This window comes from Fusibacter paucivorans (assembly GCF_018390735.1).
In the GTDB taxonomy this organism is placed as follows: domain Bacteria; phylum Bacillota; class Clostridia; order Peptostreptococcales; family Acidaminobacteraceae; genus Fusibacter; species Fusibacter paucivorans.
The window spans coordinates 121,574-141,866 of record NZ_JAHBCL010000009.1 but is presented as its reverse complement, the minus strand read 5'-3'; the positions used below and the strand labels follow the sequence as shown (position 1 = coordinate 141,866).

The 20,293-nt window shown below is 41.0% G+C and carries 18 protein-coding genes; 16 read left to right on the top strand and 2 right to left on the bottom strand.

Features of this window, described 5'->3' with window-relative positions; genetic code table 11:
- Window positions 1-331: 331 nt before the first annotated feature.
- The 9 genes from KHM83_RS06865 (at window position 332) to KHM83_RS06825 (ending at window position 10,388) form a co-directional block, all read left to right on the top strand.
- Complete coding sequence (locus tag KHM83_RS06865) at window positions 332-910, top strand: TetR/AcrR family transcriptional regulator (protein WP_213236250.1); 579 nt, start codon at window positions 332-334, stop codon at window positions 908-910.
- 20 nt (window positions 911-930) lie between these two features.
- Window positions 931-2,223 carry an amidohydrolase family protein gene (locus tag KHM83_RS06860; protein WP_213236249.1) on the top strand — a complete coding sequence of 431 codons (1,293 nt, stop codon included), beginning with the start codon at window positions 931-933 and terminating at the stop codon, window positions 2,221-2,223.
- Window positions 2,224-2,437: 214 nt separating this feature from the next.
- On the top strand, window positions 2,438-4,387 hold the full coding sequence (locus tag KHM83_RS19945; protein ID WP_213236248.1) for a helix-turn-helix domain-containing protein: 1,950 nt from the start codon (window positions 2,438-2,440) through the stop codon (window positions 4,385-4,387).
- Window positions 4,374-5,441 carry a TRAP transporter substrate-binding protein gene (locus KHM83_RS06850; protein WP_213236247.1) on the top strand — a complete coding sequence of 356 codons (1,068 nt, stop codon included), beginning with the start codon at window positions 4,374-4,376 and terminating at the stop codon, window positions 5,439-5,441. The genes KHM83_RS19945 and KHM83_RS06850 overlap by 14 nt, the downstream gene beginning before the upstream one ends.
- Window positions 5,442-5,712: 271 nt before the next feature.
- Entirely contained in the window at window positions 5,713-5,916 is a 204-nt protein-coding gene (locus tag KHM83_RS06845) for a twin-arginine translocase TatA/TatE family subunit (protein ID WP_213236245.1), read from the top strand.
- Window positions 5,913-6,086, top strand: a complete 174-nt coding sequence (gene tatA / locus KHM83_RS06840; protein WP_213236243.1) for a twin-arginine translocase TatA/TatE family subunit — start codon at window positions 5,913-5,915, stop codon at window positions 6,084-6,086. Before KHM83_RS06845 ends, tatA begins: the two co-directional genes overlap by 4 nt.
- A 92-nt stretch (window positions 6,087-6,178) precedes the next feature.
- Window positions 6,179-6,889, top strand: a complete 711-nt coding sequence (gene tatC / locus KHM83_RS06835; protein WP_213236242.1) for a twin-arginine translocase subunit TatC — start codon at window positions 6,179-6,181, stop codon at window positions 6,887-6,889.
- 33 nt (window positions 6,890-6,922) lie between these two features.
- Window positions 6,923-9,574 carry an S-layer homology domain-containing protein gene (locus tag KHM83_RS06830; protein ID WP_213236240.1) on the top strand — a complete coding sequence of 884 codons (2,652 nt, stop codon included), beginning with the start codon at window positions 6,923-6,925 and terminating at the stop codon, window positions 9,572-9,574.
- Window positions 9,575-9,785: 211 nt separating this feature from the next.
- Window positions 9,786-10,388 (top strand): TetR/AcrR family transcriptional regulator, encoded by a 603-nt coding sequence (locus KHM83_RS06825; RefSeq protein WP_213236238.1) that lies wholly within the window; start codon window positions 9,786-9,788, stop codon window positions 10,386-10,388.
- Between the two features lie 7 nt (window positions 10,389-10,395).
- On the opposite strand, the gene KHM83_RS06820 is transcribed toward KHM83_RS06825, so the two are convergent.
- Window positions 10,396-11,508 carry a zinc-dependent alcohol dehydrogenase gene (locus KHM83_RS06820; RefSeq protein ID WP_213236236.1) on the bottom strand — a complete coding sequence of 371 codons (1,113 nt, stop codon included), beginning with the start codon at window positions 11,506-11,508 and terminating at the stop codon, window positions 10,396-10,398.
- A 429-nt stretch (window positions 11,509-11,937) separates the two neighbouring features.
- On the opposite strand from KHM83_RS06820, the gene KHM83_RS06815 reads away from it, so the two are divergent.
- From KHM83_RS06815 to KHM83_RS06785, 7 genes are all read left to right on the top strand, one after another.
- Complete coding sequence (locus KHM83_RS06815; protein WP_246542920.1) at window positions 11,938-12,402, top strand: MarR family winged helix-turn-helix transcriptional regulator; 465 nt, start codon at window positions 11,938-11,940, stop codon at window positions 12,400-12,402.
- A 132-nt stretch (window positions 12,403-12,534) separates the two neighbouring features.
- On the top strand, window positions 12,535-13,941 hold the full coding sequence (locus tag KHM83_RS06810; RefSeq protein ID WP_213236234.1) for an MATE family efflux transporter: 1,407 nt from the start codon (window positions 12,535-12,537) through the stop codon (window positions 13,939-13,941).
- The gene (locus KHM83_RS06805) at window positions 13,928-14,524 is read left to right on the top strand and encodes a class I SAM-dependent methyltransferase (protein WP_213236233.1); all 597 of its coding nucleotides are present in this window, start codon (window positions 13,928-13,930) and stop codon (window positions 14,522-14,524) included. The genes KHM83_RS06810 and KHM83_RS06805 overlap by 14 nt, the downstream gene beginning before the upstream one ends.
- Window positions 14,525-14,877: 353 nt before the next feature.
- The gene (locus KHM83_RS06800; protein WP_213236231.1) at window positions 14,878-16,239 is read left to right on the top strand and encodes an acyclic terpene utilization AtuA family protein; all 1,362 of its coding nucleotides are present in this window, start codon (window positions 14,878-14,880) and stop codon (window positions 16,237-16,239) included.
- A 17-nt stretch (window positions 16,240-16,256) separates the two neighbouring features.
- Window positions 16,257-16,562, top strand: a complete 306-nt coding sequence (locus KHM83_RS06795; protein ID WP_213236230.1) for a DUF4387 domain-containing protein — start codon at window positions 16,257-16,259, stop codon at window positions 16,560-16,562.
- Window positions 16,563-16,596: 34 nt separating this feature from the next.
- Window positions 16,597-17,883 (top strand): SLC13 family permease, encoded by a 1,287-nt coding sequence (locus KHM83_RS06790; RefSeq protein ID WP_213236228.1) that lies wholly within the window; start codon window positions 16,597-16,599, stop codon window positions 17,881-17,883.
- A gap of 174 nt (window positions 17,884-18,057) precedes the next feature.
- Window positions 18,058-18,981 carry a LysR family transcriptional regulator gene (locus KHM83_RS06785; protein WP_213236227.1) on the top strand — a complete coding sequence of 308 codons (924 nt, stop codon included), beginning with the start codon at window positions 18,058-18,060 and terminating at the stop codon, window positions 18,979-18,981.
- A gap of 204 nt (window positions 18,982-19,185) precedes the next feature.
- Here the strand turns inward: KHM83_RS06785 and KHM83_RS06780 are convergent, their stop codons facing one another.
- Complete coding sequence (locus KHM83_RS06780; RefSeq protein ID WP_213236225.1) at window positions 19,186-20,142, bottom strand: alpha/beta hydrolase; 957 nt, start codon at window positions 20,140-20,142, stop codon at window positions 19,186-19,188.
- Window positions 20,143-20,293: the final 151 nt, after the last annotated feature.

The following is a 20,293-nucleotide window of genomic DNA, read 5'->3' as shown; positions in this document are numbered from 1 at the left end:
TCTTTTCTGACAAATACAAAACTGTTAATGCATAAACTTGGGAAGCGCCGTATACGAGACCCGTACGTACGGTGCTGTGGGAGGTCGGGAAAGTTATTTAACTTTCTCTCCTACCCGATTGCAAAGATGTGCATGCCGTGTAAAGGAAAGGATGGCTAAAAGGTTATACATAGACAGAAAAAGATAGAGAGGTTCTCAGTTGAAACGAAGCGAAAAGGCGTGCTGTCATTCAAGATGAAAGAGAATGAACGAAAATAAATGTGACAAAAACTTGCCAAAACCATACAAATGTACTAAAATGATAAAAAAAGTACAATTTAGAGGTGGCGAAATGAAAAAATCGGAAAAAATATTAATGGCAGCAACGAAACTATGGCTGCAAAACAGCGTCAAAAAAACGACGATGGATGATATCGCAGAAAGCGCTAACGTTTCAAAAATGACGATTTATAAATATTATTCAGATAAAGATACCCTTTACTTGGAAGTGGGCAGCTATTTGCTGGCTAGCTATTCAAAACAGTTGATGTCCATTTCTGGAAGTGAAGCGCCCCTAAACGAAAAGATGGCGCAGATGATTACAGTTGTCAGTGCTTTTGCAGGAAGCGGCGACTATGCACTTTGCCAAGAACTGGTACGCTATAATGATGCACTGCAAGCGCCGTTTGATCAGTACCGAGAAGCTTATGAGCGCGAATTGTACGCGCTCATTGATGCAGGTGTTGCCGAAGGCAAAATACGCGCAGATATCGAACGGCAAATGATTTTTTATTACATTGATATGGGCATTGTGTATTATCAACACAATGAGCATTACCGAAATCATTTGAATGATGATGCGGCTTTTCAAAATCAGTTTATGACATTTTTAATGGGCAATATTTTTATTGAGGTCATACCTGCAAGATAATACCCAATGGAGGGAAAACGATGATGATTATTAATAATGTGACAATCTTATCGATGAAAGATGATCGATTAACGGCAGGACAATATGTCAAGATTGAAAATGAGACGATTAGAGCGATACAAAGTAGTCCCTTTGCCGAGACAGGCGATGTTGAAATAGTGGATGGAACAGATCAATACTTAATGCCGGGGCTTATTAACATGCACACGCATTTAGGCGATAATCCTGATGATTTACAGCTTTACCTCGTGAATGGTGTGACAACCATCCGAAATATGTGGGGATACGGGCGTTTTAAGCCGATGAACTGGATCATGGGGACACGCGTCTTTGATCACCTTACACTAAAACGACAAATTGAAAATGCAGAAGTCGTCGGGCCGGATATTATCACAGCTGGGGCCTTGCTCGACGGCAATCCGCCCGTTTTTCCAAAATATATGTACCTGCACGCATTAAGCGACAGAGAACAAACGCGACGGATTATCGAAAGGCAAGCATTGCAGGGTTATGATTTTATTAAAATCTATCATGCATTGTCACGTCAGCAGTTTGATGAGATTATGATCTATGCAGGTCAGTACAATATGCGGGTTGCCGGTCACGTGCCGGATGATGTTGGCGTGATGCATGCACTTGATTCGAAAATGTGGACAATGGAACATCTTTATGGCTTTATCAATCCTTATCGCCCTGATTTGAATCCAGATATGGAGACAGTGAAAGTTTTGTCACATCAAGCTGCTGAAAAAAAAGTATGGCAGTGTCCAACGCTCGTTGCCAATGAGCGTTTGGCCAATACCGCCATGCAAAAGACTTATGAACGCGAACGATCGTTTCAATATGTATCGAAGCGTCAGCGAAAAGGCATGCGTTTTTTGCAAAAAGCTTCCGAACAGCTTTATGAAAAAAAGGGGATTCCGGGGAATCATGTTTATATGGATGATTACAAAGCGATTGTTGAACTGCTAAGGCGGGCGGGTGCAGGGATACTCGTTGGAACAGACAAAGCCGTGCCTTATGTGGTTGCAGGTTTTTCAGAACACCGTGAAATGGCACTTTTGCAAGACGCGGGTTTGAGCCGATACGAAGTGATTCGTGCTGCAACAGCGGATGCTGCAAAATGCTTGGGCCTCAGTGATTCGCTTGGAACGGTGGAAGTCGGCAAGCGCGCCAATTTAATTCTAACAACGTCTAATCCTCTTGATGATCTCAATGCCATACAAATGCATACCGGTGTTTTTAAAGCTGGCGTTTTTTACAGCCGTACCGAGTGTGATGCGATGCTTTCAAAAATACAAAGTGCTATTTAATGCAGCAGTGCAAAAGGATGTTGGTTTAAGCATTATACAAGCAATGATACAAGCAATGATACAAACAATGATACAAGCAATTGTGTAAGAGCTTCGGAGACATAGTGCCCTTTGAAATGCATTTAACTTCTCAGCAATTGTCGAAGTGCCTTGAAAAAGCGCAGTGGACACAGTAAAATGGAATGGGAGCGTTTAAAGAGGGGGATTGACTGCGGTGCGTGCGTTTTTACACAATCAAAGGCAAAAGTTCATACAAGTCATGCAATTCAACAGCATTTTTTTCAAGGCGATCTTTATTTTGTTCGTCTTGATTTTTATTATAATCCTCGGGTTTTATTATTATGTTAATTCTAGTTATCAAGCGGCTTATAAGGACAAACGCGTTGATGAAAACATCACGGTACTCGCATCGATAAACCGGGAAGTCGATTTAAACATATCGGCGCTGGATGTTCAAGTTCAGGATATTCTTAAAGATGATGAAACGCTGAGCATGGCGATCAGCGGCAATGATGATGCCTTTTACCCCATTGATATTGCACTGACACTCTATACGTTTGCCGCCCGAAATTCGTGGGTTGATACGGCAACACTCTATATAAAAAGCTGTGGCCTCGTGATGGATTCTGATAAGAATATTTCAGAGGTCGCCTCGGAGGACCTATTTAAAGAGCATCGCTATTTTGGTGATGGTTATCTGAGATGGTATGAGGGCGAACTCTATTACATGGCAGGATTCCCGGCTGAAAAACACTTGGCGGTTATGGCGATTCGCCTTGACCGTGAATATATGTACCATTATTTAGTCGATGAAGTGAATATGGATCCAACGCACAGTTTTCTGTATTTTGAAGATATACCTGTTTTTGATTTGTTTAGCAGCTATCCAAAAGCATCGCCGGAGTCGATTGATTTTTCGGAAAAGTTGAGCAATCAAGCCGCCATTGCCAAGGCAAATGCGCAGGGCAAATTAAAACTTAGATACTTATCACAGAAGACGGGATTCGATTGGCTGATTGATATGGAAGAATCCTATTTGTATCCTGGGTTGAATGATGTGCTTTTACAGATGTCACCGTTTTTAATTGGTATTTTGCTCCTGTCATTGGGGGCTTTCTACTATATGTTGAACTATGTTTATAAGCCGATTAAACAAGTCATGGAATCGGTGAAAGGGTACCAGCAAAACAAGGCAGATCATGAAGCACTTAATGAACTCGATACGATTCAGCGATTTTTTGAGGATAATCTGCAAAAACAGGCGCTTCTGGAAAGAGCGCTTTCAAGCGTAGAACAAGAAGTATCAGACCGTTTTATCATGAACCTAGCACAAAGCGAGCAAATGGATGCTGACTATGTTAATCAGTTTCTAGATGAGATCAACACACCTTATCGGGATGACGGCAGGTACCAAGCAATGGTCTTAAAGCGCTTGAAACCCGGAGGCGATCATTATTTGACAATGTATATGCAAATCAATTTTTTGCATCAAATAAGAGCATTTTGGCACGATAAAGCCTATAGCTGCATCTGTGAAACCCCTGCGGGTGATATCGCGCTCATTCATCAATATCCGCCAAAGCATTCCTCTGTGACTGTGAAAAGTGATCTGTCGCAGTTTGAAAATTTTTTGCACGGGACAGAAGCAGGTGAACATTACTGCCTTGGGATCGGCAGGATCTACGATGCACTTTTGCAGGTTCATCAGTCTTACACGGATGCTGAAACCAATGCAGTGACGCGCATGGCAAAACACCAAGGCAGTGCAGTGATAAAGAAGACACCAATCGTACGCGAACCTGAAATCGTGGAATCCGGTAAGGATATTCTGCATATCGCGCATGCGAAGACCTATATTGAAGATCACTTTGCTGACAGTAATCTTTCACTCGGTGAAGTCAGTGAGGCTTGTGCGATTAATAGTTCTTACTTGTCGCGCTTGTTCGTTGAATACCTTTCCCAAGGTTTCTTAGAATACCTGAATAAGCATCGGATCGCATATTCTGAAACGCTGTTGATTGGCAGTGAGATGACCATCGCAGAAATTGCTTCGAAGTCAGGGTTTAATTCATCCCAGAGTTATATTCGCGTCTTTAAAAAATACAATCATGAAACACCGGGGCTCTTTAGGGCGAGAAAGGTAGGTGCACATGAAAAGTCATAAACGTCTTCTAAAAGTTTTTTTCCTAGCTGTGGCGGTCATTGCAGTAGCGGCTGCCTATAAGCAGTTCGTTATTTCGGCGCCATCGGAGCTTGCGAAACATTCAAGTACCGTTCAAAATATTGAACCGAATGGGAAAGTCATCATAATGACGCATTCAGAACAGACGAACAGTGTTACTCATGAACTGGCCGTTCATTTTAAAGAGCGCTTGGAGCACATTTCGAATGGTGAATTACGCGTTAGCATTTACGGTGAGAATACTTTGGGAAGCCTGAATGATGGAATTAACGGCATCTCAAATGGGACTTTTGAAATGCGGCTGGGAATGGGACCTTCCAAGATCATGCGCGTGGTTACTTGGCTGCCCTCTATTCTTGGGACGAGTTCACAAATAATTGACCAAGCACTGGCTTCCAATGAAGCGCTCAAGACGATGATCGAAGCTGAAAACAATGCAGATGGCGTTTACCTCCTGGGGATGATGCCGTCACGCTATCGTATATTGACCAATAATGGGCCAGTGGAAACATTAACAGATCTTAAAGGCATGAAAATTCGGACCATCAACGCGGGAATTGAATCTGACTTTTGGGAATGCTTGGGTGCAGAGCCAAGTGCCTTTAACATCGAACAAGTGTATATGGCGCTTCAGCAAGGGATTGTCGAAGCGCAGGAAAACACTATACCAAGTATTGTGAGCAATAAAATTTACGAATGTCAGACAAATGTGATCCGAACCAATCACAAAGTGTACTTTGATTCTTTCTATATTAATCTGGATTATTACAATTCGTTGACGGATGCAGAACGGACATGGATAGCCGCAGCAGTATCGGATACAATTGAATTTGGCCGTGAGAATCTTAGAGATTATGAACGAGATGGACTGGAAACCATTATTGAAAGCGGTGTAGAGGTAAGTGCTCTCTCAGACACAGAAAAACAAAAAATGATTGAGATTGCATCGCCAATTCTCGTTAAAAGTTTTGCAGAATCATATGGAGCTGATTTTGTAAATGACGTGATTGATCAATTTCGATATGAAATAAAATAAATTATCTCTAGGAAAATGAAAAGTATTATTCAATCATGCGGTTTAAAATTTTATAGTTATTGTTCAAAACTGTCGGAGAAAAAAACCGGCAGTTTTTTTATGGGATGAACAATTTTATAAATGCATCCGGAGGATGTTCAATAATTGACATTTTCAAATGAGCTGTTATTAAAAGCTGTACAATGACAAGGATTGTAAATGTACAAATATCTGAACAACGTGGTATAACAGTGTTAACACCGCTATAAGCCTTTGACAGGAGGTGATTCGTATGAGGCTTGGAACAAATGAACTAATGCTAATATTGTTAATTGCATTGGTCATATTTGGACCGACAAAGTTACCTGAGCTCGGCAAGCTCGCAGGGTCAATGATGGGGACGGTCAAAAAACAAATCGACAGTATGGGTGAAGAAATTAAAGAGGTTGATGAGATCATCAAGGAAACTGTTGTTGAGAAAGGAGACGTATCATGAGATTGGGAACGACAGAATTAATGGTTATATTGGGGATCGCCGTTTTAATATTTGGTCCTTCAAAATTGCCGCAGCTCGGCAAGGCGATGGGGCAAACCATCGGAAATTTTAAAAAGAGCATGGTTGATACAGAAAGCGATTCTTTAAAGAAGGAAGGAATTGATGCTTAATGGAGCACACCGGCAGTGACGCTTTAACAAAGCGTAAACCACGGTTTCAAAAATTGCATAATCTTTTTAATGAAGGTGCATCAGAAAATAAAATGTCTATCATAACGCATTTGGCTGAATTTAGAAGACGGCTTATCGCATGTCTCGTAGTATTTGCAGTTACATTTTGCGTCAGTTTTTATTATGCTGAATGGATTGTTGACCATTTAAGAGCATTGGGCGAGAATTTTAGTTTTATCTATATTTCTCCGACGGAATTGATGCTCTCCTACATTCGGATTGCCGTTATTGCCGGCATTGTGATCTCTTTTCCAGTGATCGGTTATAATTTGTGGCGGTTTTTGTGCCCTGGACTGACGGTTAAGGAAAAGATGGGTTTTTTTGCAATCTTGACATTTGGCGTTGTCTTGTTCGTAGCAGGTGCATCTTTCTGTTACGCGATTGTAATGCCCTTGGCACTAAAATTTTTAGGCGGCATTAACATGGACGGCAGTATTATGCCGATGGTATCCATTCAGAATTACCTTTCATTCGTATTGAGCATGTTGATTACATTCGGTATTGTTTTTGAGTTGCCGATTGTCACGATTTTGCTGACGAAAATAGGGCTGCTGAATCCATTGTTTCTTAAAAAGAACCGAAAGTATGTCTTTTTGCTGACATTTGTTGTCGCCGCAATTATAACGCCGCCGGATATCACAACGCAGATTTTGGTAGCATTGCCGATGATGGTGCTCTTTGAAATCAGCATTGCACTATGTAGTATTTTATTTCGAAAACGGCTTAAGAATATGTCGAGTTAGTTTATTCAAAATAATATTAATGGGGGATAGAAAATGAATATTCAGACCAAAGAACCACATGGTATTACGAGAAGAACGTTTTTAAAAGGCCTTGCAGCTGGCGCGGCAGGCATTAGCATTGCATCAATTATGCCTGGCAACGTCATTAGTGCGGCAATGGTTGCAGCAGACGATGTCGTACATACAACTGACAGCGATGCTAAAAAGTTAAAAGATGGTATTTATATCGACGGCAATAAAACCAATATGAGCGGCAGCCACTATCGTCTTGAATTTATTCAACCGGTTAAACTCATTGCCGTTATCGGCGGTGTTATTCAAACAGAAGGGACTTGGCGATCAGAAAATAAACACCTTGTCTCCGTTGATCCGGACGGTACCATTATTATGAGAGATGGTGTCGGTGGTTACGATGTTGCCGTTTCTTTTACAGAAGGCAACAGTGTACACAAAGTTACTTTTACCACGAGCCAAACAGCAGGTGCTTATGCCATTGAAGTCGATAGACCAATCAACAGAGGCGCTTTTATGATCCGTCTTGCCAATTACTTTGGATGGCCGCATTATAATGCCGTAATGGATGATGGAACGGATATTGATGAAAAAGGCAATATCTTAAAAAAAGAACGCGTTCGAAATTTCTATGATGTAACGGGCAACAGCGACTACGTCAAAGCGATTGAAAGTGCATTGGATATGGGCGTGATCAGTGCGGCGAGTATTGATGACAAATTCTATCCAATGTCTGTTATGACGCGCGAAGATGCAGCGGTTATTATTTGCAGTGCTTTTAAACTAGAACCGGTCGATACAGATTACCTATCGCTTTTCAGTGATGTGAAACAAGTGAGCAAGGAAGCGTATAGCGCATTAAATACTTTATTCGGCATGAATATTATGCGCGGCAGAACGAATGACAGCATTAATCCACTGGATGGCATTACGGATACCGAAGAACGTATTATCATCGAAACGCTTAGCAAAAAAATTGTTTCTCCAGTATGGTCAATGCCCGTATCGCTTCGCAAATTCGTTAGGTGCCGTCCTGAATGGTTTACGCCGACAGAAGGTGCAACAGTGCATTGGCGTACAAGAGCATTTAATATTTCACATAAAGAACTGCTCGGCTTATTTATCCAAGACCGAGGTGTCGGCGTAACACTGGAAGAAAACTGGGGTCCTTGGTATGATTATGTACCGGGTTTTTCAACCGATCCAATGTTTGGACTTAACAATAATAAAGACTTACCGTATGACAACATTTACTTCTGCGTTGAAGTTGAAGCTTATGCAACCAAAGACGGCATGAAAGACAGCCCGTTAAGCCGCTTTATTTGGCGGATTGATAGACCGGCTTGGCATGATTTCGCCATTGATAAACTGCATGAGGGCTCTGCAAACTTCCCGACAGTTTATCGTTTCTTTGATAACTTCCAAGCAGCGGCATTCTATATTGAAGGCAGCAAAATGGGTATTCTCTACGATGGATTGGTGCCAACCAATACGAGTACATCACTTGTCGATGTCGTCAAAGCAAAATATGCGACGAAACCGTTTATCTTTGTATTGGGACACAATCATCCGGATCATAAAGGTGCGATGGCTTCTGCCTATGATATGGGATTAGACGTTTATATCTGTGATCGCGTCGGACCTATCGACGGCGAATGGAGCATTGATGTCTATGGCAAAGATTATACCAGTGCCAATAAGAATATCATCAGCTCAAGATCAGGCACTTATACAGGCTCTAAAATGCACCTGATGAAAGAGGGCGATACGCTGGATCTTGGGAATGTTACTTTTGAAATGATGCGTCTGCCGGGCCACTGTGATGACCAAATGATGCTTTACAGCAAAGACACAGGTTTGCTTTTCTCATCCGATATTTACGGTGTCAATCGATACTGGGTAGCTGACCAGTTTGGCGCAAGAGGCATTAAACTCGATTTGCTGCTGTCGCTGCATCAACAGCTCTTTGATAAATACAATGAAGGCGGCGGTTCTGTTAAGGAGCTCTACACAGGTCATAACAGAATCGGTGTAGGTTCAGATTATTTAATGGTATGGGAACAGTGCATTCAAAAACTCGTTAACTTTGGTCAAGAAAGCATCTCTGATGACCGACGTGGTGACGGTGCAGTGATGGTAATGGATGGCAATAGCTATGATACATTAAACTGGACTGCATTTGCTATCAGCGGGAAACAAGTGATTTCAGATTACAGCGGTAAATATGACAAACAGGGCTTCAGTAGACTCGAAGTTGACAACACTGGGGAAAATCCGTTGATCGAAAGCAATCTGTTATATGATATCAAAAGCAATGCACAGCTTAGCAATGTTTATTTTAAAGATGCGAAACTTGTGGGTCATGACTTTAATTACAAAACCGGTTTTGATACAGTCAATGATAAATTACCGGATGGCAGACTTAAATATATCATCGAGAATAAATTTGTACCTTATGAGTACAAATACGATGTGAAGATTGCATTGGGTCAAACCAGTGTTACCTTGACGCCAATTGCAATGTCAGATATGATTTCAGGCATGTCTGTAAATGGGAAAAAAGCATCCAGCAGATGTCCGATTACTGTGTCGACAAGTAAACCTGCTGAAATTAGAATCGTTGCGCCAGACGGAAAATCCGTTCAGCAATATACTTTTAACTTCACAGTTTAATGGCGTGTACTGACCGTATATGATGTACCTACAGACTTGAACATGATGTTCACTGCCATTTGACTGCGTTGAATGCAGAACCCTGGCCCGAAAGTGATAATCGAGGGACAGGGTTCTTTGCATGTTAACTGAAGTGATCAGAATCTAAATATAGCGTACGGGATGGTTTTATTGCGTCAAATAGCGATATTCAGTAAGGGGATCAGAATAAATGAAAGAGAAGCATAGAATGAAAGATGAGCTGAAACGGGCAAAGCGTTCTCAAAACCTTAAACGAGAAAGAATGAAAACTTTTTTCATCGAAGCGGCAAAAGAAATCGTCGTCGAATACGGTTCAAATGCGCTTTCAGTTAGAAGCGTCGCAGATAAAGCTGGCTATTCTTATGCGACGATTTACAATTATTATGAAGATTTGGATGCGCTGCTCTGGGATGTAAAGCAGTCATTTGTAAAAGATTTACATACATTTCTCATTCGGCACATGCCGAATGTTATTGAGCCGGGGGCGTTGAAGAAACTATTTAGACAGTATGTTGATTTTTACCTTGAAAATCCCAATATTTTTTCCTTTTTCTATTTTACACTGCTGGATGATGAACGCGACCATATTGAAATGATGCACAATTGTTTTATTGCAATTCGTATTTTTGAAACAGAAGCGTTGGTCGTTAAGCCATCCAAAAAGACCGATGCATCTGCGACAACATGCGCCTATGCTATTCACGGACTGCTGATGCTTCACTTTTCATCCGACAGCGCAGCAGATACATTGCGGCAAGATTTGGAGAATGCACTGCTGCTGCTGGATGGATGAACACGTGCTATGCTAAATTGATGACGACTTTAACGGCGCTTGATGGATCAGAAGCGATTTCAAAAGCTTTTTCAGCGTCTTCGAGTGAGAAGACATGTGAGATAATTTCTGTAACTTTGGAATTGTGATTATTAAGATTTTCAATAACTTCTTCGATATCGGTACGATCATAACCGCGAGAGCCCATGATGGCACATTGGGTACTCATCACTTCGTGAAAGCGAATGGGAACAGCTTCCTTGTGCACGGCAATACAGCAAAGACGGGCATGTTGTTTTGCATGTTTCATAAAGAGGTCCACATATTCTGGACGACCGGCGCAGTCGATGACGGCATCAATATCGAATACGGGATTGGCTTCAACCGTCATTTCGCCGTTGTTCATGTTAATGCGATGATTGGTATTAAACATTGTGCCGAAATGCGATGTTAAAAATTCTACGATGGCTTCTTGCCCTTTTGAGGCGTTAAAGCCTGTACCGCCCATTTTTTCCGCCAGTGCTAAACGTCTGTCGTCAATATCCAATACGGCGACATTGCGGTTGCCTTGTGCAATGAGACTGCTCAATGCGCAGAGTCCAATGGTACCGGCACCAATGATTAGAACATTCTCACCCGGTTTGGCACCAACGGTGTTCTTACCGTGTGTTGCGACGCTAAACGGTTCTATGAGGACGGCTTCTGAATAGGGAAGTGAGTCCGGCAAAAGGAATAGATTGTCATTAACTTTAGCGTTTTGAACGCGAACAAATTGTGAAAATGCGCCGGCCATGTCGGCATTATAAGGGTTTGGCGTACATCGCGTAGGCTCTACAAAAACCCTGGCACCAACGGCGATATCATTGACGTTGGTGCCTTTTTTATAGACGTATCCAACCATTTCATGACCAAATTCACTGCCTTTGTTGATGAGCACTTTTTCTCCGCCGTAAAGGTAGCCGGTGATATCGGTACCACAGATGCCTGCACGAACATTTCGGACGATCACATCGTTGGGACCGCATTCCGGAATTTCCTTCTCGACGAGTTTGACATCTTTGATGTCTTGGTAAATGAGTGCCTGCATTGTTTGTGTGCTTATAGAAGCTTGTGTGTTTTCATTTGTCATTTGATTATTCATATCTTTAACTCCTTGTTTTTTTATTTTTTGAATTATCTTTTTAAGTTTAGGATTGGCTTATTAAAAGTGATTGCCTACTGACACCCTTATTATGAAGGGCAACTGTTTTTAAGTTGTTTCAAAAGTGTTTGCGATATATGAATCCGTAGTCTTTTTGGTGATTTTATGATTTCATTTATCATCACGGTATCCTTAATGGATCAGTGGATTGAACCGGCAATGCAAAGCAAGATGCTAGGGATTTTCAACTTGTGGTTTTGTCAGTGAAGGGGGTGCAGGAATTGCCGTCATACTCTTTGTGACAGGCATTTTGCTGGTGTTGATAGAGTGGCACATTGATGGTGAGAGATATACGATGGTGAAAAGATAGATAATGGGAAATACAATTTGACAAAAGCGTATAGCTGCTATATACTTTGGAGTATGATGATGAAAAACGGTGAAAATAAGAACAAAATTAGCTACACGCTACTTCGCGTTGTATGGAAACTCTTTGAAGCTGATCGAAAGTCGCGGTTCTATGGAACAGACAAAGAGCTCTTTGAAGCGGAGATTCATATGATTAAAGCGATAAAAGATAATGAAGGCATCCATGTAACTGGATTGGCCCAATTATTGGGTGTAACCAAAGGCGCAGTCTCACAGATCATTATGAAGCTGCAAAAGAAGGGAATGATTATTAAAGAAACGGATCCTAATAACTTATCAAGGCTGGTTTTGAAGTTAACCTCTACAGGTGAAATCGCATATAGTAACCATGAAAAACTTCATCAAGCGTTTGATGACCTCGTTAATGATACATTAAAAGATGCTTCTGATGAAAATGTTGAATTTCTCGGTGCATTTTTGAGTTCGCTTGAAAACAATATTGATTATTTTGGTGATATTGAGTAAACGTGATTGTTGCTTTCTAACGGTCACCCATTTTTACGAAGTCCGGCGCATTTACAATTGTAGGTGCGCGTCTATTTTAACTAAAGTGTATAGTAGCTATACCCATTCAATCTTAAAAGGAAGTGATTTTAAATGAATAATGAGCATATAAAATTAGAAATGATGCAGTCGGAAAGAATACCGATAATATTGCTTAAACTAGGAATACCAACGATGATAGGCATGATAATTTCAGCGCTTTACAGTGTTGTCGACGCATATTTTGTAGGTGGACTCGGCAGTAGTCAAATGGCAGCTGTTGCGGTGGTTTTTCCGATTGTTCAGATTATTGTTGGCCTTGGGATGACATTTGGAAGTGGTGCAGCATCATACATTTCACGTCTTCTAGGTGAATCTAATCGTGATCAGGCTAATCGAACGGCATCGACTGCATTATTTTCAAGTATGCTGGTTGGAACTGTTTGTATCGTTTTAGCGTTGTGTTTACTTGATAATATATTGGTTTTATTAGGTGCAACCGCAACAATTCTACCCTTTGCCAAAGAATACGCTGTGATTTATATTGCAGGTGCAATTCTGAATATCGTAAATGTGACGATGAATAATGTGATTACAGCGGAAGGAAGAGCGAAGCTTACAATGACATCGATGTTGGCTGGGGGCATTTTAAATGTCGTGTTAGATCCAATTTTTATTTACCGGTTTGATTTTGGCATTCGTGGTGCTGCAATGGCGACTGTCATTTCGCAAGCAGCGACAGTTTGCCTTTATCTGTGGTTCATACTTGGCAAAAGAGGCTATTTGCATTTTTCAATTCGGCTAGTTACTTTAGATCAAAAGATTTTCAAAGAAATCTTTAAAGTTGGTCTTCCCATTTTACTTTTTCAGATTTTAGCGAGTTTATCAATGGGGTTGTCCAATATGACTGCAAGCGCATATGGCGATTCGGCGGTGGCAGCCATAGGCGCGGTAACAAGGATTATGACCCTCGGTACTTATGTCGTTTTTGGATTTATGAAAGGATTTCAGCCGGTTGCTGGGTTTAACTACGGCTCTAAGCGCTACGATCGATTAAATGAAGCAACGAAGGTATCTCTTAGATGGACTACCATATTTTGTACAATTGTTGGCATAATAATGATTGTCATACCGACGCCAATCATATCGCTATTTTCGGAAAGTGATACAGTATTTATTGATATTGGGACGAAAGCATTGCGGGCAAATGGTTTTATATTTCCGTTTTATGGCCTTCAAATGGTATACATGGCACTTTTCCTGGCAATTGGAAAAGGCAAAGAAGGAGGGCTGCTTAGTGTGAGCCGTCAGGGGATTTTTTTTGTACCAATCATTTTGGTTTGTTCTCGTTTGTTTGGACTTGACGGTATTATTTGGGCACAACCGTTAGCCGATATTTTCACGGTGCTGTTCACAGCGTATTTTGCATATGGCTATTATAAGGATATCGATACAATGAAAGGATCGAAAGTGATTAGTCAATTAGAAGGACAAGGAGAATGGATTAATGATCATAACTGATATGAGAGCACTGATGCTCAACAAAAGGGCGAAGGCGAATTCTGAAAAATTGCTTAATAGCTTACAAATTAAGGAAGGAGATGTAATCGCTGATGTCGGTTCTGGCGGTGGGTATTTTACATTCGAGTTTGCTAAAATGGTCAAAAATGAAGGAAAAGTATTTGCTATTGATGATAACGAAAAATTACTGGATTTTATTAAAAGGCGAATTGGAATGGAGAAGGTACAAAATATAGAAACCATTATAGCTAATCCTTTAGGATTTTGTTTATCCGGTGAACGGTGTGATCTTATCTTCTTTAGAAATGTGTTTCATCATATTGATGATCCTGTATCTTACTTTCAAATGTTAAGACAGCACTTAAAGCCAACTGGGCTGGTGGCGATTGTTGAATGGAAAACGCATAGCAGAGGCCATTGTAAGCCAGAGGCAGAGATATGCCAAATGATGAAAAAAGCTGGGTATCGGCAAATGCGTACATTTGATTTTTTACACAATCAGTCTTTTAATTTATTTGCACCGGAAGCAGCATTAGAAAAAGATTTTGATCAAGATCACGTAATCATTTCAGATAAGTCATAGCAAATATTATAATGATAAAAAAGCACCTCACGCCAACCTTTATTGCGGTATTGGTGCTTTTTTCGTGATACGGCAATGCAAGGGATTTCGACGGCATTGCCGAACCAGGGTGAAACGGTTTGTATGAGCTGGTACTATCAGTATAATGAATAAAGAAACATTTGTAAAAAACTATTTTGGCTGTTGTTAATATAGTTTTTTTGTTATATATATTTTAAATTAGAGAAGCGTTTGAATAAAAACAATCATAACATTTTATCTATGAATATCATAAAATATATAGTATTTTACAATTGACTCGGCGCGCCTTAGACTATAACTAGGCAAATACCTCGTTATAAAGGAGCATAAGTATGAAAAGTTGTAAAGTATTGATGCCAATAGGTGCGCTGGGAGGCGGCATTAACCCGGTGTCATTCGAAAATGGTATGAACATGAAGCCGGATGTCATTGCCATTGACGGTGGCTCAACGGATTCGGGGCCTGCGTATTTGGCAACAGGTGCAAGTAAGTATTCTAGAGCGATGTTAAAACATGATTTAGAAATTGCTGTTATAGGCGGGATTAAAGCCAACATTCCCGTACTCGTTGGCAGCTGCTCAACTTGTGGAACCGATTCGACAGTGGATCTCTGTGCGGAGATCGTCGTCGAAATTATGGCAGAACAAGGTTTGAAAGGAAAAGTTGCAAAAGTTTATTCACAACAATCACCTGATTTAGTGAAACAGAAGTGGGATGATGGCAAAATTAAACCGCTAGGCGGGGCCCCGGATATTACACGGGAAACGTTTGATGACTGTGATAATATTGTTGCCTTGATGGGATCAGAACCGTTTATTGAAGCGATTAACCAAGGCGCTGATGTTGTCCTATGCGGCAGAACGACTGATACGGCTATTATGGCGGCGGTACCGTTGATGATGGGCTGTGATCCGGCAGCGGCATGGCATGGCGCAAAAATTGCCGAATGCGGCAGTCAATGTACTGATGGCGCAGGCGGTGACGGCGTATTCCTCATTGTTGATGAAGAAGGTTTTTACGTGAAACCGCTTCAGGAAGGTGTTCATTGTACACCGTATACGGTTTCGGCACATCTCATGTATGAAAATGCAGATCCTTTTAAGCTGGTTGAGCCTTCTGGTGTTATCATGGCGGGCGATGCAACTTATGAACAAGTAGATGATGTAACCGTTTATGTGACAGGTACGAAATTTGAGCACACACGTCAGTATTCAATGAAGCTCGAAGGGGCGCGTGCCAGTGGTCATCAGGCAATTACATTGGTTGGCATTGCCGATGAACTCGTTTTAAAAGATCCGGATACATGGATGAATAACCTCGTCAATCACGTTGATCAATATGTCAAGCAAACGGGGATTCCAGAAACTGATTATTCATATGATATTCGGGCATACGGTTATAATGGTGTGGTAAATTGGCCAAAAGATTACGATTATCCAATGCCGAGAGAAATTGGCGTTATGCTGACGGTTACAGCGAAAACAGAAGAAATTGCCATTCAAATTACAAAGACGTTTAATCCGTTTCTGCTCCACTTTCCTGCCGATTTTAAAAAGCAATTGCCTAGCTTTGCGTTTGCGTTCTCTCCCTCACATGTATACAAGGGACAGACTTATGAATTTATGTTGAATCATATTGTCGAAATTGATGATCCGCTTGAACTTGTTAAATTTGAGTATATCGACGTAAAGTAGGAAAAGGAGTACAGACAATGGCTAAAATTAAAGACGTTGCAAAATACGTCAAATCGAAAAATGCAGGTCCCTTTTGGACGACGCTAGAGATTTACTGTGAAACGTTCGAAGATTATAGGATTATCAGCCAATCAAAGCATTTGACTAAAGAAACGGTTGCAAGACTTTATGATACCGACGCAGAAGCGGTCAAAATGTTTTATCTTGAAAATTTGAAAGTTGTTAAAATTTCATATCCTCGCAAAAAACCACAAGGTCACAAATATGAAAGAGATATGCACTCAGGGCAGCAATATGTACTAATCGCAAATGTTGAGATTTAAGTTGGGAGATTACTTAATGAAATAAGGGGGACACATGTTAGTATTAGCTGGTATTGTAATTTTAGCACTACTCTTGATTCTAATTCTTAAAAGTCCAATGCTTCCAGGTAATGTGATGGCTTTGGTACCGCTCGTCGTTGCACTGGTTTTTGGACTTGGCTTTGAGCATACAATGTTGATGATGCATGAAGGCATTAGTGATATTTTAGTGGTTGCAGCATTGTTTATGTTTGCGACGATTTTTTTCGGCGTCATGTCAGACGTAGGACTTTTCGATCCTATTATTCGCTTTTTAATGAAGCGCGTGGGCAATAACGTCTTTGGCGTCGTAGGTGTAACAGCGCTTATTGCCCTTGTTGGTCATGTTGACGGACAGGGTATTACGACACTCATTATCACAGTGCCGCCAATGCTCATTATATTTGATAAATTGAATATTCCAAGAACATTGATGGCACTCGTTTTTTCAACAGTCGTTCCAACGATGAATATGATTCCATGGGGTGGACCAACAGTCAGAGCTGCCGGGGTTATCAGCGAAGACGTCATGGTACTTTATAAAGCCCTGCTGCCAATCCAGATTGTCGGTTTGGTGTTAAGCTTTGCCATATTGTATATAGCTTCCAAAGCGGAAGAGAAAAAAGGCAACTTTATAAAAGCCGACAATTTAGAAGTTCATGAAAGGAAGCTTTCCGCAGAAGAGCTTGCACTTAAAAGACCAAAATTATTTTGGATTAATGCGCTCGTTACCGTCGTTATTGTCATTGCACTCTTCTTAGGTGTGCCTTCATATATTACGTTTATTATTGGATGCGGGGTCATTTTACCGCTGAATTTTAGAACGGTCAAAGAGCAAAATGCGAGAATAAAGGCGCATGCCGGCAATATCCTGCTCTCCATCTATACCATTATCGGTGCTGGGGCACTGCTTGGCATTATGGAGGGATCCGGTATGTTTGCGGCCATAGCGGAAGCCTTTGTCAGCATCATTCCGGCCTCAATGGGAGGGTTTATTGATATTATCATCGGCCTGCTGATTACGCCGCTTGGTTTTTTACTTAGTGCAGATGCATTGATTTACGGTATTATGCCGGTGATGGTGAACATTGGTGAGGCGTTCGGCATTCCCACAAATGCTATTGCGGGTATGTTTGTTGCCGGGCACTGTTACTCAGCTGGATTGTGTTTGACGAATCCAACGATTTATTTAGGACTTGGCCTGATGGGACTCGAATATAAACAAGCTTTTAAGGCCAATGCGAAATGGATTATTCTAATTGGTTCGATTACCGTATTGTTGGCATCGTTCCTAATCCATTAATCGAATTGATTAGGGCACAATGATTGCTTTTGTATTATAATAAATCTAGGAGACATCCTAGATTTTATTTTACTTAAAAATGCAAAATGTGATATCCGATGATGCGCGTCTTTAGACGGCATCATCAAGAAAACGATCTGTTTGCAGCGACGTCGAGAGAGAATGAGGTGAATAATGAATGATAGACAGCGGCACTATATTTTAACCATTGCTCAAGAAGGCAGCATAACAGCAGCGGCCAATAAACTTTATATTAGTCAGCCGTCTCTGAGTGCGCTTTTGGCCAATGTGGAAGAATCGCTCAGTGTGAAGCTGTTTGATCGGAACAGTACGCCAATTGTACCGACTTTTGCAGGCGAACATTTCATTAAAGCGTCAAAGCAGATTTTAGATATTCAGCGGAAGTTGGAAAACCAGATTGATGAGATTAATAAAAACAATATTGGTCGGGTGGTTATTGGCTGTACACCGCAGCTTTCTTCGATACTCTTTCCAAATCTGCTCACGCTCTTTATGAAAGAAAACCCGGGCGTACAATTGAAATTATTTGAAGAAGACAATGAGACGTTAGAAAATTTAATGATGACGAATAGCATCGAAGTGGCACTTACAACATCCTATATCGGTAAAAATACCTTTGACCATATTCCGCTCTTTAAAGAAGAGCTGATCTTGGTAGCGCCGATGGCAGAAAACACTGATAATGCGGTTCGAAATGATACGCAAAATTTAGAACAAGTGGATTTGTCCATTTATAAAGAGCATAAATTTGTGCTCTTTAAACCAAATCATTATTTGCGTCAGTTTACCGATAAATTGTTCAGCGATCATGGTTTTGAGCCCGATATTTTACTGGAAACAGATAATTGGGAAAGTTGCTATAATATGGCCAAGCAGGGGTTGGCCTGTACTGTATTGCCGTATTATCCGCTCCAACGCATTAAGAATGCACCGCGTGTGCGCCTGTACCGAATCAAGGGCAGTCCATTCCGCCAATTAAATCTTTACTATCAAAAAAGTCGAAATAACGCGGTATTGATCGATCGCGTTATTGAGGTGACAAAACGAACGGTTAACAAAGATATTTGGGATTTTTAGAGAATAAAAAGCGCTGTCGCGTATCTCACGAGAGATATGACAGCGCTTTTTTAATAAATGATTTTGTGCTCTAAATGAAAGGTAATGGTAAAAGTAAATGTTAAGACAACTGGACGATTAGAACCGGGAAAGCAAATGGTTATTACCAAAAGCGCGTATAAAATAATGGTCGTTTATTTTTGGTGTCAGCTACAGTGTCGATTCTTATGAAAAAATGTGTTGAAGTGATCTGAATATAAGTGCTTCGGCTTCGAGATACTGATCGAGGCGCCTTACGACGAAACCATGCTGGCTTTCCAAAAAGCGTTTTGCCGTAACAACCGTCCCGGCTTCTATTAGCCGATAGGCATATTTTTCAGCTTCTTCACCTAAAAGATCATCTCCACAACTGATGATCAGTGCCTCAGGCAGGCCAACGAGCATTTCGTCTGGCGCGAGAAGCGGTGATACCGTGGGGTCTGCCGTATAAGCGGATTCGACATAAGCATCAACATATAATTGTGCTGCGCGGATTGTAATGGTTGGATCGGGAAGATCATCGCCGCCGACAAAAGCACTGCTAATCATGTGCGAAATCTTAGCTGGAATCGAAACGGGTTTTCTATAGGCATTTCGTTTTAATTGCGGCATGGTGTACAAATCTAAAAAAGGATAATCCAAAATTTGAAAAGCAATTTTAAAATCCCGTTTGACTTGATTGACGATGGTAATTGCCGCAGCTAAATTGCCGCCGGCACTGTGACCACACAATACAATTTTGTCAGCATTAAATCCTAGTGTTTCAGCATTGTCATAAGCCCACTTAACCACGTCATAGCATTGATTGAGTGCGAAGGGATATTTGACTTCCGGTGAGGGCTTGTAATCGATATCCAAGACGGCACAGTTTGCGTGATGGCAAATGTTTTTTGAAAAAACAGTATCTTGTTCACGGTGACCTTTGACAAACCCGCCGCCGTGAATATTGATAAAGAGCGGCAGCGTGTTGCCGGTATGATCTGGATAATGGATGAAGATATGTGTGCTGCCGCTTCGTGTCATTACTTCGCGTTCAATGGTTTGATGAACGCTGAACTTATTCAACATGTATTTGTCAACAGTATTACCTGTGCCTGTTTTCCGAAGAAAGTCGACCAATTGATTTTTATTGTCTGAGATCATTTTTCACTCCAGTTTAAATTGATAATGTAAGTGACTTGCTTTATAGTCTAGCAGGCGTTAAATCGTTTAGGAAATACGAATTTATCTATTGGGGCCATGTGAAAATCTCTATACAGTTTAAATAACTTGCTGAAATGGTGTAAATTGCTTA

Coding starts and splice junctions, on each gene's coding strand:
- KHM83_RS06865 (WP_213236250.1), top strand. CDS start 332: ATGAAAAAATCGGAAAAAATATTAATGGCAGCAACGAAACTATGGCTG.
- KHM83_RS06860 (WP_213236249.1), top strand. CDS start 931: ATGATGATTATTAATAATGTGACAATCTTATCGATGAAAGATGATCGA.
- KHM83_RS06850 (WP_213236247.1), top strand. CDS start 4,374: ATGAAAAGTCATAAACGTCTTCTAAAAGTTTTTTTCCTAGCTGTGGCG.
- KHM83_RS06845 (WP_213236245.1), top strand. CDS start 5,713: ATGAGGCTTGGAACAAATGAACTAATGCTAATATTGTTAATTGCATTG.
- tatA (WP_213236243.1), top strand. CDS start 5,913: ATGAGATTGGGAACGACAGAATTAATGGTTATATTGGGGATCGCCGTT.
- tatC (WP_213236242.1), top strand. CDS start 6,179: ATGTCTATCATAACGCATTTGGCTGAATTTAGAAGACGGCTTATCGCA.
- KHM83_RS06830 (WP_213236240.1), top strand. CDS start 6,923: ATGAATATTCAGACCAAAGAACCACATGGTATTACGAGAAGAACGTTT.
- KHM83_RS06825 (WP_213236238.1), top strand. CDS start 9,786: ATGAAAGAGAAGCATAGAATGAAAGATGAGCTGAAACGGGCAAAGCGT.
- KHM83_RS06820 (WP_213236236.1), bottom strand. CDS start 11,508: ATGAATAATCAAATGACAAATGAAAACACACAAGCTTCTATAAGCACA.
- KHM83_RS06815 (WP_246542920.1), top strand. CDS start 11,938: ATGAAAAACGGTGAAAATAAGAACAAAATTAGCTACACGCTACTTCGC.
- KHM83_RS06810 (WP_213236234.1), top strand. CDS start 12,535: ATGAATAATGAGCATATAAAATTAGAAATGATGCAGTCGGAAAGAATA.
- KHM83_RS06805 (WP_213236233.1), top strand. CDS start 13,928: ATGATCATAACTGATATGAGAGCACTGATGCTCAACAAAAGGGCGAAG.
- KHM83_RS06800 (WP_213236231.1), top strand. CDS start 14,878: ATGAAAAGTTGTAAAGTATTGATGCCAATAGGTGCGCTGGGAGGCGGC.
- KHM83_RS06795 (WP_213236230.1), top strand. CDS start 16,257: ATGGCTAAAATTAAAGACGTTGCAAAATACGTCAAATCGAAAAATGCA.
- KHM83_RS06790 (WP_213236228.1), top strand. CDS start 16,597: ATGTTAGTATTAGCTGGTATTGTAATTTTAGCACTACTCTTGATTCTA.
- KHM83_RS06785 (WP_213236227.1), top strand. CDS start 18,058: ATGAATGATAGACAGCGGCACTATATTTTAACCATTGCTCAAGAAGGC.
- KHM83_RS06780 (WP_213236225.1), bottom strand. CDS start 20,142: ATGATCTCAGACAATAAAAATCAATTGGTCGACTTTCTTCGGAAAACA.